The following is a 15,611-nucleotide window of genomic DNA, read 5'->3' as shown; positions in this document are numbered from 1 at the left end:
AGCTGGCAGAGGAGCTGGGCATCGAGCCCGGCCCGCAACTGCAGCACCTGCAACGAGCAGTGCTGAGTGCCGACCCCGCCCTGGCCCCGCCCGCCCCTCAGCATTCCGCACCGGCACAGGCGCCATGCCTCTTACCTGGCGACGTAACCGGGTTCACCGGCCGCGAGCAGCAGTTGCAGCAACTGGACCGGCTCCTTACCCCGGCCCCGTCCTCCACAGCGGCAGAAATCGGCATAGTCTCCGGCACACCGGAAGTGAGCAAGACCGCGCTGGTGCGCCCGCCGCTCACCTGGCCGCGCCGCATTGGCACCCCGCCTTCGGAAGCGGAGTGCTTCCAGCCTCGCGATCAGACCGCATGGCTGGAGCGTACCGCCGCCGAGGGCGGCCGGGAGGCGCGTTGCCAAGTACTGGCCGGGCTTGGCGGAGTCGGTAAAACACAGCTCGCCGCCCACCACGCCTACAGCCTGTGGCAACAGGGAAAACTTGACCTACTCATCTGGATCACTGCTGCCACTCGAGAGGCGGTTATCGACGCCTACCGTGCGGCCGCCGAGGACCTCCTCGGCACGGAGCAGGACGGCCCTCGGGCCGTGGAGCAGCTGCTGGCCTGGCTGGCCGCCACCGACAAACGCTGGTTGATCGTCTTGGACGACTTGGCCGCCCCCGAGCATGATCCGGCCGGTCCGGCCGCCACCACGTTGATGCACGGACTGTGGCCACCGGACACACCCCGGGGCCGCATTCTGGTCACCACCCGCCTGCGCGAAGCGCCTCTCACCGGGGCCCGCCGACGGCGCCTCGACGTCGACGTCTTCACAGCGGGCCAGGCTCGCGCCTACCTGGCCGCCACCCTGGCTGCCCACCACCGCCAGGAACCCACCGCGGACCTCGACGCCCTGGCCGACGCTCTGGGCCGCCTACCCCTCGCGCTCGCCCAAGCCGCCGCCTACCTCATCGACGCCCACCTGCCTGCCGCCGACTACCACCGCCAACTGGCCGACCACAGCCGCCCCCTTGCCGCCCTCGCCCCGGACCTGCTGCCCGACGAGCAGACCCGCACCGCGGCCGCCACCTGGCATCTGTCCCTGGAGCGTGCTGACCGGCACACGGCCGGACTCGCCCGCCCTCTGCTTCACCTGGCTGCCTTCCTCAACCCTGCCGGCATTCCCAGCGCTGTCCTGACCGCTCCCGCAGCCTGCGCCTACTTGAATGCCTGCACAGCGTCTCCCCAGCCACCCGGTCGGCGTCTCGGCCTGTGGCTGTCACGCCGTCGGCCTTCCGGATCGGGGCAGACCCCCCGGCGACGCAAGGAGGCCGACGCTGGGGAGGTGCACCGAGTACTCCGGATCCTGCACCGGCTCAGCCTGGCCGACCACAATCCCGGCTCCCCGCATCAAGCTGTGCGCGTGCATCAGCTCATCCAGCGCGCCATCCGCGACAGCCTCCCTCCTGACCAGCGAGACCGTGCCGCCCGCGCTGCCGCGGAAGCTCTTCTCGACGCTTGGCCCGCGACCGAACGCGACACCGCTCTGGCGCAAGCACTGCGCGGCAACACCGCTGCCCTCATCCACCATGCCGAACAGGTTCTCTACGCCCCGGCTGCCCACCCAGTCCTGCTCCGCAGCGCCCGCAGCCTCGTTGAGAGTGGTCAACTGCAGGCAGCTACCGAACACTTCCGACGTCTGACTGAAGCGTGTTGGCAGAAGCTGGGCCCGGACCACCCCGATACCCTGACCACTCGCAACGACCTTGCTTTTTGGCGGGGGTGGGCGGGGGACGCGGCGGGCGCTGCCGCTGCCTACGAGAAACTGCTGCCCGACCGGCTGCGGGTGCTGGGCCCGCGCCACCGCGACACCCTTGCCACCCGCCATGGCCTCGCGTTCTGGCGGGGGAAGGCGGGAGATGTGGCGGGCGCTGTGGCCGCCCTGGAGGAACTGCTGCCCGACATGCTGCGAGTGCTGGGCCCGGACCACCCCGAGACACTCGCCACCCACGCCAGCCTCGCCGCCTGGCGGGGGTGGGCAGGGGAAGCAGAAAGCGCCGCAGCCGCTCTGGAAGAGCTGCTGTCTGACCGGTTACGGGTGCTGGGTCCGGACCATCCCGAAACCCTTGCGACCCGCCACGACATCGCCTTCTGGCGGGGGGAAGCGGGGGATGCGGCGGGCGCTGTGGCCGCCTTGGAGGGACTGCCGCCCGACATGCTGCGAGTGCTGGGCCCGGAGCATCCCGACACCTTGACCTGCCGCGCCAACCTTGCCTTCTGGCGGGGGTGGGCGGGGGATGCGGTCGGCGCCGCGGCCGCCCTGGAGGAATTGCTGTCCGATCGGCTGCGGGTGTTAGGTCCGGACCATCCCGACACTTTTGCCACCCGCCATGGCCTCGCGTTCTGGCGGGGGTGGGCGGGGGATGCGGCGGGCGCCGCGACCGCCCTGGAGGAACTGCTGCCCGACATGCTGCGAGTGCTGGGTCCAGATCATCACGGCACCCTTGCCGCCCACGCTAATCTTGCCGCCTGGCGCGGGTGGGCGGGGGATGCGGCGGGCGCCGCGACCGCCCTGGAGGAACTGCCGCCCGACATGCTGCGAGTGCTGGGCCCGGACCATCCCGACACCCTGACCTGCCGTCACGGCCTTGCCTATTGGTGGGGCGAGGCAGCCCGGTCATTCGAAAGAGGGGCGTAGCTTCAGGGTCATACGAGATCTCGTAGCCCGTGGTCGGCTCGGGTCGGGAACGACTTGCTGCCCCCTACGGCGAATGCTGGGGCATGTCGTATGAGGTCCTGTACCTCTTGCTCCCGCAGCTAGACGGTCTCGTTCGGATCATCGGGCGGACCAGAGGAAGACGTCGGCGATGTGGAGTCCGGCCAGGTAGATGGTGGCGGTCTTCTCGTAGCGGGTGGCGATGCCTCGCCACTGCTTCAGGCGGTTGATGCACCGCTCGACGGTGTTGCGCTGCTTGTATGCCTCCCGGTCGAAGGTCGGCGGCCTGCCGCCTTGGCTGCCCCGTCGCAGCCGGTGTCCGCGCTGGTCAGCGGGGACGGGGATCACTGGCCGGATGGCGCTTTCGCAGATGCTCGCGGATCGCGCGGGATGAGTACGCCTTGTCCGCCAGAACCACATCGGGTCTGGTGCGTGGCCGGCCTCGGCGGCGGGCAATCCGCAGGCGGGCCATGACATCGGTGAGGACAGGCGCGCCGCCAGCTTGGCCTGCGGTCAGGACGAACGCAAGAGGCCGGCAGCGGTCGTCGGCGACAAGGGGGGATCTTTGTGGTCAGTCCGCCCCGGGACCGACCGATGGCATGGTCGTCGGGTTCGCCGGCCGAAGCCCCTTTTCGCGGGCGCCGGCCGCGTGCTGGTGAGCCCGCACGATCGTGGAGTCCACCGAGACCGCCCAGTTGAGGTCTTCCTCCGCGTCGGCCTGGGCCGTCAACGCGGTGAAGACCCGCTCCCAGGTCCCGTCGACGGCCCACATCCGCAGCCGGTTGAGTGGACCCCTCGCCAGTTGCCGTACTTCTCCGGCAGATGGACCCACTGGTACCGGTCTGGAACTTGTAGGCGATCGCGTCGATCACCTCACGATGGCCCCGCCAGCGGCCACCCCGCTTCGGCGTCCGGTCCGGGAGTAAGGGCTCAATCCGCGCCCACTGCGCATCGGTCAACGGCATACCCGGACCAACGACCGACTGATCCAAAAGAGAACTGCCTAGGTCACTCGACCGCCTGAGTGCTCGTCCCTTGCTCGGCGTCTGCTTCTCCTGCTTTCCCCTGCCAGTGCACAAGATCTGCGCGCATGGTGCGCATGTAGGGGTGGTCGGAGCCCAGCACCCGGCTCGCATGCTTCACCAGATTGACCAAGTCCGTCACAGCACCGGCCACATCGCCTGCCTTTCCCCTCCAACGCGCAAGGTCCCGCTGGGTACTGAGGGTCGCGAGGTGATCAGGGCCCAGCACCGCGAGCATGTCCTCCAGCAGGTCGGCCAGGGCCGCCACAGTACCGTCCGTGTCCCCCAGCTTGCCCCGCAGTTCGGAAAGGTTGGCCCGCGTGGTGAGGGTCAGCATGCTGTTGGCGCTCTGTACGCGTGTTGTCTGCTCAAGTAGATCGGCCAGATCGGCCGCAGCACCGGCAACGTCTCCCGCCTGCCCCCGGTAGAAGGCCACATTGTGCCGGGTGGTGAGCGTAGAGGGATGGTCAGGTCCGAGCACTTGTGTTTCCTGCTCCAGCACGCTGGCCAGCTCGGCCACGGCACGCGCCGCGTCCCCCAGCTTCCCCCGCACTCTGGCAAGATCCCCCTGCGTGGTCAGGGTGTCAGGATGGTTGGAGCCCAGCACCCGTTTCCGGTCAGCCAGTAGAGCGTCTAGGTCGGCGGCTGCACCGGCCTCGTCCCCGAGTTCCTGCCTCCAATGAGCGAGGTGACCGCGGACGGTGAGAGTGAACGGGTGATCGGGGCCAAGGGTCTGAATCGCATGCTCCAGCAGGTCTCTGAAGGACGTGAATGCGTTGGCCCAGTCTCCCGCTACCCCCTGCCAGTGGGCGAGGTCGCCCCGTGCGGTGAGGGTGTCAGGGTGATCGGAGCCGAGGCGTTGGTGCGCGGCGTGCGCCAGGTGGCGGAAGTGTGTGATGGCCGAGACGACTTGTCCGCTCGAGCCGAGGCTCTTGCCTAGACGGAGGAGCACGGGGTGGAGCCCTGACTGGTACAGGGCGTCGTCCGCCTGGTGCATCAGCGTCTCGGTGTTGGCACGCAAGGCCTTGCCGGGGCCCGTCTCGCCGCCGAAGTCGGGCCAGGCGGAGATCAGAGCGTCGGCGACGGTGCGGGCGAGGGAGGCCCGCTGGGCCGCGGGCAGGCTCTCGCGTGTGACACGTTGGATGAGGGAGTGCACGCGTACCGCCTGTTGGTGGCTGTCAGGCGTGTGGTCGGCGAGGCTGAGTCGGTGCAGGCAGCGCAGTGCATCGTGGGCGTCTTCGGCGCTCACCGGGTGCGGCTGGGCGGGCTGGTCGCCGGGCACGACGGGGGTGCGGTGTTCGGTGAGGTAGGTGAGGGCAGGGAAGCTGGTCAGGACGGTAGTGGGGGTGCCGTTGGGGTCGAGCATGCTGGCCAGGTGGAGCAGGGGGCGGGCCAGGCCGCGGGGGCGGAGCCGGTCGGCCTGTTCGATGGACAGGGACCAGGTGGCGGTGACGGTGGTGTGGTGGTCATCGGGTAGCCCGTCGGCGTCGGGAAGGAGAGCGGGGAGGGTGCGGGTGCGGTCGGCCAGGCGGGCCCGGTAGGCAGCGCAGCCGAGATGGAGGTCGGTCAGGTAGGCGGCGGCCTGGGCGAGGGCCAGGGGCAGATGGCCCAGGTCGGCGGCGAGCCCGGCGATCTCTTCCGGGTCGTCGTGGCGGTCGTGGACGGCGAGGGTGGTGGTCAGGTAGGTGACGGCTTCTGCAGGGGTGAAGATGCCGACGTCGATGCGGTGGCGGCCGGGGCCGGTCAGGGCAGCATCGCGGCGGCGGGTGGTGACCAGGGTGCAACCGCGAGGGTTGTGGGGTGGCCACAGGCCGCGCAGGTCGGCGGGGTCGGTCACATCGTCGAGAACGATCAGCCACCGCCGGTCGGTGGTCTCCGCCCAGTGCAGGAATCGCTCCGCGGCCCGCTCGGCATCCTCCGGCTCGGCCCCGGCCACCTCGACGCCGGTCTGCGCGTAAGCACTGATGATCGCGTCCCGGCTGCTGGCCGACACCCATACCAGCAGGTCCAGCTGCCCGCTCCGCCAGGCGGTACGAGCGTAGTGGGCGGCCAGCTGGGTTTTGCCCATGCCCCCGGTGCCCGTCAGTACCTGGCACGGCACCACCGTCTGTTCCCCGGCCACCGCAGCCGCCAGGTGCTCGACTTCGGCACGGTGCTGGAAGCAGTCCGCCTGCCGCGGCAGAGGGCTGCCGCTGCGATGCGGCCAGGACACCGGGGCCCGCGGCGCGGCGTGATACGCCAGCGTGCCGATCTGCTGGGCAGCAACCGCTCCGCCTCGCGCAACAATCGACGTGCGGGCGGCGATCTGCGGGGCTGGCCCCGTGCCGGGCGCGGTCAGCTCCTCCTCTGCTCCCGCTCCGGCGGCGGAGGGTTTCCGAAGATCACATCTCCCATCTTCACGGCGGCCGCCGCCTGGTTTTCGGCCCGGATGTGCGCATCACCACCGATGGCGATGCCCTCGTCGCCGGCCGAAACGCCTCCTGACGCCCGGTCGGCCAGCGCCACCAGGTCACGCAGCTCCACGGCTACCTGCTGCCGGCCGGCATCGTCCAGGTCCTCCAGCAGGTCCTGAAACCGGGTTTGCCAGGAGGCCGCCACCTGCTCCCGGACCCGCTCGGCCTCCCTGGCGTCGGCCCTCTCCAGCTCGACCGCCGTCCGGTCCAGCCGCTCCACGGCCACCGCCTGGGCGGCGTCCGGTGCCGGACCGCGGCCGAACAAACCGGCCACCTGCTCCCGAAAACCCCGCCACGCGTCCGTGCCGGCCGCCTGAGCCACCGCCACCCCAGCTGCCGACGCCAAGGCCAACAACGCCTGATCCAACATGCCATCCCCCATGCCGGCAAGCGGACGAGAACCTCTTACCGGCATGGGCAGCCTACTGCGCCGACCGCCCCGCGTGACCGGCTTCATCCCGGGGTAATGCAGGCAACAGCCTCTACGCCGTCGCGCCCGGTCCGGGAGCGGGCGGATGCAACGGGCAGTGCGAAGCTGGTGGCGCGGCCCGGTACGGTGCGAACGCTGTGTCGGCGGCGTCCCGGTAGGGCCGTCGGGACATCCGGGTGACGAAGTGGGCCCGACGCCCGTGGTCGGGCCCACCCTGCTCAATTCTTCTTTGGACGCCGTACGACTCGCCGGGCTCGGGGAGCCTCCACCAGTCGAGAGATCTTGCTGTCGCTGGGCAACTTGTCGGGTGTCCCGGTGAAAGCGCGCACCGCCTCGAGCAGGTCGCGGTCTGCTCGCGCCGTCAATCTGGGCTCGATGGTGTCGAGCAGCATGTTCCGACGCGCCTGCGGCTTGCTGGCTGTTCTCTATCCGTGTGCGTGGTCGGCCGGGCCTCGAACAGGGTGCTGGATCGGGTGAGTTGTCGGGTGCACGGGCATGAAGGGAGGGCCTCTTGGTAGCTCGCGGGTGTCGAGTCCAGCGAGAAGCAAGAGGCCCTGTTGTCGAAGTGTCGCGTGGTCGGTGGCCGGGTCCAGTCCGTCGACTCCTGGGTGTGACTGTCTCGCCCACCGGTTCGGGAACGCGGCCGACCGCCCGGGGCGCCGGCCCCGGTACGGCTCGGACATGAGCGATGCCGAGTGGGCAGCAGTGCGGGACCTGCTGCCGGTGCCGGGATGGCTGGCGGGCCGGGACGGGCGGCCGGAGGGCTACTGCCACCGGCAGATGATCGACGCGGTGCGCTACCTCGTCGACAACGGCATCAAGCGGCGGGCGATGCCGCCGGACTTCCCGCCCTGGCCGCGCGTGTATGCCTTCTTCGCCCGCTGGCGGGATGCGGGATGCGTGGCCGAGCTGCACGACCGGCTGCGCGAGGCGGTCCGTGATGCTGAGGGCCGTGACCGGGAGCCGAGTGCGGCGGTCATCGACTCGCAGTCGGTGAAGGCGGACGCCGCCGTCGCCCACGCCTCACGCGGTTTCGACGCCGGCAAGAAGGTCAACGGGCGCAAGCGGCACCTGCTCACCGACACGCTCGGCCTGCTGCTGGCCGTGCTGGTCACCCCGGCCTCGACCACCGACCGGGACGCCGCCCGCACCCTGCTGCCCGCGGCCCGGGGCCGCTTCGGGCGACTGGCACGGGTCTGGGCCGATGGCGGATACACCGGCCACCTGGTCGACTGGAGTGCAACGCAGCTCGGCGTCGTCCTGGACATCGTCCGCCGCAGCGACGACATCCGCGGCTTCCAGGTCCTGCCCCGCCGCTGGGTCGTGGAAAGATCCTTCGCCTGGTGCCTGCGCAGCCGGCGTCTGGTCCGGGACTACGAGCGCCGCACCGACACCAGCGAGACGGTCATCCTGTGGTCGACGACCATGCTCATGAGCCGCCGCCTGGCCGCCCGGGATCAGGGGCCTGTTCCGGCGCGGGCGGCATGAACCTGCCCGGTCTCGCCTCGACCAGCCAGCCTCGTTCCACCAGCCGCTTCAGCCGGGCCCTCGCGCCTTCGACACGGGAGGCGGACGCGCTGTCCCAGCCCAGCACCACCGCTGCCCGCCGGGCACCGAGCCCGCCGCCTCCCGCATCGGCCGCGGCGGCCATCAACGCCTGGTAGTCCGGCGACAACTCCGCCACCTCACTCGCCTGTCGCCGGTGCGGCACCGCCCGGCGCGGCCCGACCGCCTTCCTCCGTGACACCTCGCCGGCCGCGTCGGCGGGTGCGTTCTCCTCGGCCAGCGCCTCCAGGTACTGCTCCAGGCCGATCACCCGGCGCCGGTGCACCTCTTCCGCGTCCGACCGGGCCGACCGCACCCGTTCCAGCTCGGTTTCGAGCTGCTTCACCTGCGCGGCCGCGGCCTTCTGCCGCATCTCCAGAACCGCCCGCATCGACGGCGTCCGTCACCTCCACGACCTCTCGCCCGGCAACAAGCCCAGACTTCCGCGGCAGCCGCTACTTCATGCCTGACCAGCGAAGATGTCACACGAGGTTCGGAAAGGGAACGGCCTCTGAGCGTCTCGGCTGGCCACGCTGGCCAACCGAGACGCTCAGACAATGACGGTCACTCGTCGAGAGTCGAGCGAGCCGTCACCGCGCCGGGTCCAGCGCGGCTGGTGCTAACGGCGCTGCACAGAGTTCGTCAGGACGCCGACCAGAGCCGCGGCGCCCGAGAGCCATTCGGGGCTCACCCCGGCGTAAGCGAGCACAACCACCGTGATCGTCACAGGCCGGCGGTGGTCCCGGTGCCAGGTCCGCGCCTCCGCCCGGGCCAAGTCGTGGACGCGCCGGTCGTGGGCGCCGTCGCCGCACGTGCGGCGCTTCTGCTTCTGCCGCGGCAGGCCGTCGAAGAGGCCGTGGACGGGATGGTCGAGCGCCCAGCGGGTGACCACGGTGTCGTGCCGGGTGGTGGCCATGACGTGGAAGACGTCCGCTGCTCCAGCTCGAACCGCCGGCCCTTGGAGTAGCCGTAGGCGGCGTCCGCGGTCACCCACCCGAACGGGACCCGGTCCGCGATCGCCCGCCGGACCATCGCCTTGGCCAGGGCCACTCAGCTCTGGGGACAGCCACCCGATCGACGCCGACAGCCGCACCGTAGGCCGGAAGGGGCAGCCGGACCCGCCCGTGCCTATCCCCGACGGGGTCAGGCTCCGTGCCGGGCGCGCCCGCAGACTGGGGTTCATGCATGGACACAGAGAACTCGGGGATTTCCTGCAGGCTTCCCGGGCTCGCCTGCGCCCGGAGGATGTCGGTCTGCCGGACTACGGAGACCGGCGCCGGGTGCCGGGACTCCGGCGCGAGGAGCTGGCGCTGCTGGCCGGGGTCAGCTCCTCGTACTACACGCGCCTTGAACAGGGGCAGTCCGTGGGGGCCTCTCCCGAGGTGCTGGACGCCCTTGCCCGGGCCCTGCGGTTGGACGAGGCTGAACGCAGCCACCTGCACGACCTGGCCGGCAGTGTGAGACGGCGCCCGGTCGTCCGCCGGCCGCCCGAAGAACATGCCGACGCCTCCATGCTCGATCTGCTGGATGCGTTCGGCGACGTCCCGGCCCTGGTCAGTGGACGCAGGGGCGATGTGCTGGCGTGGAACGCGATGGGCCATGCCCTGTTCGCCTCGCACCTCGACTCCTTCGCGCCGCAGTGTCCGAACGACCGTCCCAATCTGGCCCGCATGATCTTCCTCGACGCCCACATCCGTGCGCTGTACACCGACTGGTCCGGCAAGGCAAGGGCCGTCGTCGAGAACCTGCGTATGGTGGCAGGGCGCCATCCGGACGACGGCCGGCTCACCTCGCTCGTCGGTGAGCTGGCCATGAGCAGTCCGGAGTTCGCCTCCATGTGGGCCGATCACAGGGTGAGGCCTTGCGACTCGAACGTGTACGAAATGCACCACCCGCTGGTCGGCGTCCTCACCGTCACCCAGCAGAGCCTGCGGCCACCGCTGAACAACGATTCCCATCTGGTGCTTGCCACAGCCGCACGTGACTCCGCTTCGCAGGAAGCACTGCGCCTGCTTGCCCAGGTGATCTCCGACGCGCGCGGCCCACAGCCCACACACACCACACAACGCTGCTGACGGTCGACGAGGCAGGCCGTCGCTCGCCCATCCCCCGGACCAGATCACCGAGGACATCACCCGACCGCCCCCTCGAAAGCGGCGCCGTCCGAACGTTCACGATGGCTTCGCCGCGCCCCCTGCACCACCGACTGCGGCCGCGCGGGACTCACGCGGCCCGAAGGGGGGTGGCGGCGATATCGACGAGGAGCGGAACAGGGCCGTTCATGGAACGGCCGCACCCCCCGTACCCGTCAAGAGCACCGCTCATCCGCATCTCGCCCGGGCCCGCGCCCCGCGGCCCGCGCTCACGGAACCGACCGAATCGGAGAGAACCATGGACACCATCACCCTGGGCGATGTCACCGTCACCCGGGTCCGGGAGTACTACGGTCCCGTCGGCCTCACGCCCGAAGCGTTCGTCCCGGAGAGCCCCGCCAAGGCGTGGGAGGCCCACCGGTCCTGGCTGATCCCGGACTTCCTGGACGCTGAGACCGGGATCGTCAACTCGGCGGTCCAGACCTGGGTACTGCGCAGCGAGGGCAGGACCATCCTGGTCGACACCGGCGTCGGCAATCACAAGGACCGCCCCTACGCACCCGTGTGGAGCCGTCTGAACACCGACTTCCTGGGCAACCTCGCCCGTGCCGGAGTCCGCCCCGAGGACGTCGACATCGTGATCAATACGCACCTGCACGTCGACCACGTCGGCTGGAACACCTACCTCGACGGCCGGACCTGGGCGCCGACGTTCCCCAACGCCACCTACCTCATGGCCAAGGCCGACTTCGACTACTGGAACCCCGCCAACGAGCACAAGACCCTGCTCGGCCGCGGCAACCAGAACGTCTTCGAGGACAGCGTCGTCCCCGTGCACGAGGCCGGCCTGACCCACCTCTGGGAGGACAGCCACCGGATCGACGCCAACCTGCGCCTCGACCTCGCACCCGGCCACACCCCCGGCTCGTCCGTGCTGAGGCTGGAGTCCGGATCCGACCGGGCCCTCTTCGTCGGCGACCTGACGCACAGCCCGATCCAGATCGTCGAGCCCGACGCCAACAGCTGCTTCTGCGAGGACCCCGTCGAAGCCCGCGCCACCCGCCGCAAGCTCCTGGGCCAGGCCGCAGACAGCAACGCCCTTGTCTTCCCCGCGCACTTCGGCGGCCACGGCGCCACCGAGGTCGTCCGCGAGGGAGAGAAGTTCGCCATCAAGGGCTGGGCGCCCTTCGCCCCGTACACCGAGCAGGCCTGAGGCTCGGGGAGAGACACGAGACATGAACCACCATCCCGAACCCGTCGTCACCACCGCTCAGGGCGCCGTCCGCGGCCTGCGCCAGGGCGACACCCGCACCTTCCTGAACATCCCCTACGCCGCCCCGCCCCGCGGCGCCGGCCGCTTCGCGCCGCCGCAGCCGCACGAGCCATGGGACGGCGTACGGGACGCCACCGTGCCGGGACCCAACGCACCGCAGTCCGAACGCAGGCTCGGCAACGTGGACCTGAGTCCCTACTTCGGTACCGGCTGGAGCCGCGGTGAGGACTACCTCACCGTCAACGTCTTCGCGCCCGCCGCCGGCGGTGACGGACTGCCGGTCATGGTGTTCGTCCACGGCGGCGGATTCGTCGCCGGGTCCACGCGGTCCACCCTGTACGACGGCTCCGCCTTCGCCCGCGACGGCGTCGTCCTCGTCACCCTCAACTACCGGCTCGGCATCGCCGGGTTCCTCGACCTTCCCGGGGCGCCCGCCAACCGCGGCCTGCTCGACGTCGTCGCCGCGCTGCGCTGGGTGCGGGAGAACATCGCCGCCTTCGGCGGGGACCCGCACAACGTCACCCTCTTCGGCCAGTCGGCCGGGGCGACCACCGTGGGCGGCGTCCTCGCCACCCGCGAGGGCGCCGGCCTGTTCCGCCGGGCGATCGTCCAGAGCGGCAGCGGCCTGGGCGCCTTCAGCACCGAGCAGGCCGCCCGCGTCACCCGCGCGGCGGCCGAGGCCCTGGGCGTCGATCCCCACGTCGACGCCTTCGCCGGTATCTCCGACGAGCGCCTGGTCGAGGCCGCCTCCCGGCTCGCGGGCATCGACCTGCAGACCGACACCCACCACGACCCCCTGCTCGGGCTCAGCCCCTTCAGCCTGGTCCTCGACACACAGCCCGCCCAAGCCGTCGCCGCCGGCCTCGGCGCCGGCGTCGACCTGCTCGTCGGCACCAACACCGAGGAGGCGAACCTCTACCTGGTCCCGGTGGGCAAGTACGCCACCTCGACCACCGCCGACGTCGAGGAGACCGCGGCGCGCTCACACCCGGATCCGGCGCAGCTCGTCCACACCTACCGCACGTCCCGCCCCGAGGCGTCCCACGCCGAACTGCGATCCGCCATCATGGCCGACGCCCTGTTCGGCGCGGGCAGCCGAGCCCTCGCCGGCGCCCACGCCGCCCACCCGAAGTCCGCCACCTACGTCTACGAGTTCGCCTGGCGCTCCCACGCCCTGGACGGAGAGCTCGGCGCCACCCACGCGGTCGAGCTGCCCTTCGTCTTCGACCTCGCGGACCGGCCCGAACTCAACGGCCCCACCGCCCTGCTCGGCCCCGACAAGCCCCCCGCGGACCTCGCCACCCGTGTACACGAGGCCTGGATCCGTTTCGCCAGGACCGGCAACCCCGGCTGGGACCCCTACGACACCGACCGGCGGGCCACCATGCGCATCGACGCCGAGTGGGCCTTGGCCGACGACCCCCGCAGCCTGGAACGCCAGGCCTGGCACTGACCCCGCACGCAGGGACGCCGGTTCCGCTGTCCGGGCCGCATGCCGCCGGCGGACCGGCAGGGACTGTGCGTGCGGGTTCTCGTAAGTGCTGCACAGGGACACACGGTGGGAGTACCTGCCGCAGGAGCTGGGGTTCGGGTCGGGCATGACGTGCCGGCGGCGGCTGCGGGACGGGAACGAGGCCGGGGTCCGGCAGCGGCTGCACGAGGTCCTCTGCTCGCGAAGCTGAACGCGGACCGGAGGCTGGACTGGGCCGCCGCGTGGTCGACTCCTTTCATGTCAGGGCAGCGAAAGGGAGAGCCGCACGGGGCCGTCGCCGGGCGGTCCGGCTGTACGCCGGCCGCGGCTACGACCACACCCGCCACGGCTAGTGTGGCCGAGCCGCGCCGGCCGGCGCGATGAGGACACCGCCCAAGCCGATGCCCGCCCTGGCCCCGCACCGTGTCAGCCCCGGTCAGCGCCGCCCTGCTGCGCGCCTGGGCCCCGACTGCGCGAGTGGACCGACACCGATCGCACCGCCCTCCAGGTCCACCGCCACCTCGGCCAGGCCGCTGCGCATCGCCCTCGGCTGGGCCGCCACAGCTCCCACCCGCATGCGCCCCGACCCGGTGGAACGGCCATCGGCATGAAGCGTTGCGACAACACACCGGAAAGGTCAGTAGTGGGTGTCTGAGAAGGCCATCCAGGGCAGGTGGCTTGATAGTTCCTGCACTTCGGGGAGGCGGGGATGGCCGGTCGGCGTGCATATCCGACAGATCTGACCGATGCCGAGTGGGCGGTGCTCGAACCACTGGTTCCGCCGCCGAAGCCAGGTGGTCGCCCGCCCAGGCATCCGCGCCGTGAGCTGATCGACGCCTTGGCGTACTGGCTGCGGGCCGGCTGCGCCTGGCGATTGCTGCCGCACGACTTCCCGCCCTATCAGACCGTCTACCACTATTGGCGGCAGTGGCGCATCGAGGGCCGCTGGGAGGAGATTCTCGACGCCTTGCGTGCTCGCGAACGAGCTGGTCGAGGCCGGGAACCGACTCCGAGCGCCGGGGTGCTGGACAGCCAGAGCGTCAAGGCCACCGAGCGGGGCGGCTGGCACGGCTACGACGGCGGCAAGAAAGTCCTGGGCATCAAGCGGCATCTCATGGTCGACACGCTCGGACCGGTCCTGGCCGTGTGTGTCAGCCCGGCCAATGTCGGCGACCGCGACGGGGCGGCGGTCCTGCTGGCCCGGTGTGCGGGCAAGTTCCCGCGGCTTCGGCACCTGTGGGCGGACCAGGGCTATCGCGGCAGTGACTTCCTGGCCTGGGTTCAAGAGGAGACCGGCATCGCCATCCAGATCGTGCAGCGGACAGATGCCGCCTTCAGGCGTACTTGGCCAAGGCCGACGCTCCACCACGCGTGGTGCCAATGTTCGAGGTGGTCCCGCGCCGTTGGGTGATCGAGCGGAGTTTCGCCTGGCTGGGCCGGTATCGAAGGCTGTCCAAGGACTATGAGTACCTGGCCTCCAGCCAGGAGAACGCCGTCTACCTGGCCACAGTCATGCTCCTACTGCACCGCGTGGAAAGAGCCCGACACTGACCGGCCCTTCTCAGACACCACTGACGACTTATCGGAAGATCGACACGGCCCGGGGGGTGAATGATCTGCAAGACCGTTGATCAGGTACTGCGATCGAATGCAGGATGCGCGGGCATTGACACGGCGGAGGCGGCAGGAAGGGGGACGGCATGCTTCTTTCGATACACGCGTGGTCGGTTGTGCTGACGGTTCGCTGACGGGGTCAGCGGGTCAGCGGGTCAGCGGGTCAGCGGGTCAGCGCGATGACATGGTCGCGTACCGCGGACGCCACCGCCGCGGAGTTCTCCGCCAGGTAGAAGTGTCTCCCGCTGAAGGCGAGCACGTCGAACCCTGCCGATGTCCGTGCAGCCCAGTGCCGCATCTCGGCCGGGGACGCCACCGGATCGCTCTCGCCGGCCAGGGCGAGCACGGGACAGGAGAGCTGTGGCTCCTGGGTGTGCCGGTAGGTTTCCACGGCTTGGTAGTCGGCGCGGAGAACCGGCAGGAACAGGGCACGCATGTCCGGGCTCTCCAGCACGCGCAGGTCCGTGCCGCCCAGCCTCCTGATCTCGGTCAGGAGACCGGCGTCGTCCCGCAGGTGCACTTCACCCCGTTGCTCGTCACCGGGGGCGCGACGGCCGGAGACGACGAGGGTGACGGGCGGACTGCCGGCCGCGGTCAGCCGTCTGGCCACCTCGTAGGCGACCACTGCCCCCATGCTGTGCCCGAACAGGGAGAGCGGCCGGTTCGCCCACGGCTCCAGTGCCTCCACTCTGTCGTCGACCAGCTGGTCGACGGTGCGGGCGAGCGGCTCGGTCCTGCGGTCTGGCGCCCGGGGCACTGGACCGCCAGAACGTCCATGTCGGTCCCCAGCGCGGTGGAGAGCGGCCGGTAATAACTAGCGGCGCCACCGGCGTGCGGAAAGCACACCGGGGCTGCTTCCGCGCCGGGGGACGAAGAGAACTGCTGTATTCCCTTGCTCGTGACGCGGGCGGTGTGGCTCACCATGGTTGCTCCTCGACGGTGGGTCCGTGACGGCTGAAGACCCGCCCGAGGAAGATCTCCGGCGGGAGGACCGTCGGGGTGCTGCGCCCG

General features: G+C 70.6%; 8 protein-coding genes and 4 pseudogenes. 6 read left to right on the top strand and 6 right to left on the bottom strand.

Annotated elements, in window-relative coordinates:
* Positions 1-2,681, top strand: a 2,681-nt coding sequence (locus IEZ04_RS30060; protein WP_308429843.1) for a tetratricopeptide repeat protein, incomplete at its 5' end; no start/stop codon positions are given.
* A 138-nt stretch (positions 2,682-2,819) separates the two neighbouring features.
* On the opposite strand, the pseudogene IEZ04_RS30055 reads toward IEZ04_RS30060, so the two are convergent.
* The 3 genes and pseudogenes from IEZ04_RS30055 to IEZ04_RS30045 all read right to left on the bottom strand — a co-directional run bounded on the left by IEZ04_RS30055 (position 2,820) and on the right by IEZ04_RS30045 (position 6,556).
* A pseudogene (locus tag IEZ04_RS30055) lies at positions 2,820-3,664 on the bottom strand (IS5 family transposase).
* Positions 3,665-3,707: 43 nt separating this feature from the next.
* The gene (locus IEZ04_RS30050; RefSeq protein ID WP_229821377.1) at positions 3,708-5,933 is read right to left on the bottom strand and encodes a tetratricopeptide repeat protein; all 2,226 of its coding nucleotides are present in this window, start codon (positions 5,931-5,933) and stop codon (positions 3,708-3,710) included.
* Between the two features lie 122 nt (positions 5,934-6,055).
* Entirely contained in the window at positions 6,056-6,556 is a 501-nt protein-coding gene (locus IEZ04_RS30045; RefSeq protein WP_229821376.1) for a hypothetical protein, read from the bottom strand.
* Between the two features lie 729 nt (positions 6,557-7,285).
* Here IEZ04_RS30045 and IEZ04_RS30040 point away from each other — a divergent pair.
* Entirely contained in the window at positions 7,286-8,092 is an 807-nt protein-coding gene (locus IEZ04_RS30040; RefSeq protein WP_189220139.1) for an IS5 family transposase, read from the top strand.
* Here the strand turns inward: IEZ04_RS30040 and IEZ04_RS30035 are convergent.
* A complete protein-coding gene (locus IEZ04_RS30035; protein ID WP_189220138.1) occupies positions 8,034-8,540 on the bottom strand; it encodes a hypothetical protein in 507 nt (168 codons plus the stop codon). The genes IEZ04_RS30040 and IEZ04_RS30035 overlap by 59 nt on opposite strands.
* A 339-nt stretch (positions 8,541-8,879) precedes the next feature.
* Positions 8,880-9,199, bottom strand: a pseudogene (locus IEZ04_RS30030) (transposase); the annotation flags it as partial.
* Between the two features lie 131 nt (positions 9,200-9,330).
* Between IEZ04_RS30030 and IEZ04_RS30025 the strand changes: the two are divergent.
* The 4 genes and pseudogenes from IEZ04_RS30025 (at position 9,331) to IEZ04_RS30010 (ending at position 14,537) form a co-directional block, all read left to right on the top strand.
* Positions 9,331-10,224, top strand: coding sequence for a helix-turn-helix transcriptional regulator (locus IEZ04_RS30025; protein WP_189220137.1), 894 nt, complete (start codon positions 9,331-9,333; stop codon positions 10,222-10,224).
* Positions 10,225-10,540: 316 nt separating this feature from the next.
* Positions 10,541-11,455 carry an MBL fold metallo-hydrolase gene (locus IEZ04_RS30020; protein ID WP_189220136.1) on the top strand — a complete coding sequence of 305 codons (915 nt, stop codon included), beginning with the start codon at positions 10,541-10,543 and terminating at the stop codon, positions 11,453-11,455.
* 22 nt (positions 11,456-11,477) lie between these two features.
* Entirely contained in the window at positions 11,478-12,968 is a 1,491-nt protein-coding gene (locus tag IEZ04_RS30015; RefSeq protein ID WP_189220135.1) for a carboxylesterase/lipase family protein, read from the top strand.
* A gap of 727 nt (positions 12,969-13,695) precedes the next feature.
* Positions 13,696-14,537 (top strand): annotated as a pseudogene (locus tag IEZ04_RS30010) (IS5 family transposase).
* Positions 14,538-14,763: 226 nt separating this feature from the next.
* Here IEZ04_RS30010 and IEZ04_RS30005 read toward each other — a convergent pair.
* Positions 14,764-15,524 (bottom strand): annotated as a pseudogene (locus tag IEZ04_RS30005) (thioesterase II family protein).
* Between the last annotated feature and the right edge of the window lie 87 nt (positions 15,525-15,611).

Origin of the sequence: Streptomyces ruber (assembly GCF_014648075.1) — a bacterium.
Lineage (GTDB): Bacteria > Actinomycetota > Actinomycetes > Streptomycetales > Streptomycetaceae > Streptomyces > Streptomyces ruber.
The sequence above is the reverse complement of the archived record's forward strand: the minus strand, read 5'-3'. Positions and strand labels throughout refer to the sequence as shown.

Excerpts from the sequence above, each read along its gene's own strand:
- IEZ04_RS30015 (WP_189220135.1), top strand. The coding sequence starts at position 11,478 with ATGAACCACCATCCCGAACCCGTCGTCACCACCGCTCAGGGCGCCGTC.
- IEZ04_RS30035 (WP_189220138.1), bottom strand. The coding sequence starts at position 8,540 with ATGCGGGCGGTTCTGGAGATGCGGCAGAAGGCCGCGGCCGCGCAGGTG.
- IEZ04_RS30020 (WP_189220136.1), top strand. The coding sequence starts at position 10,541 with ATGGACACCATCACCCTGGGCGATGTCACCGTCACCCGGGTCCGGGAG.
- IEZ04_RS30025 (WP_189220137.1), top strand. The coding sequence starts at position 9,331 with ATGCATGGACACAGAGAACTCGGGGATTTCCTGCAGGCTTCCCGGGCT.
- IEZ04_RS30040 (WP_189220139.1), top strand. The coding sequence starts at position 7,286 with ATGAGCGATGCCGAGTGGGCAGCAGTGCGGGACCTGCTGCCGGTGCCG.
- IEZ04_RS30045 (WP_229821376.1), bottom strand. The coding sequence starts at position 6,556 with ATGGGGGATGGCATGTTGGATCAGGCGTTGTTGGCCTTGGCGTCGGCA.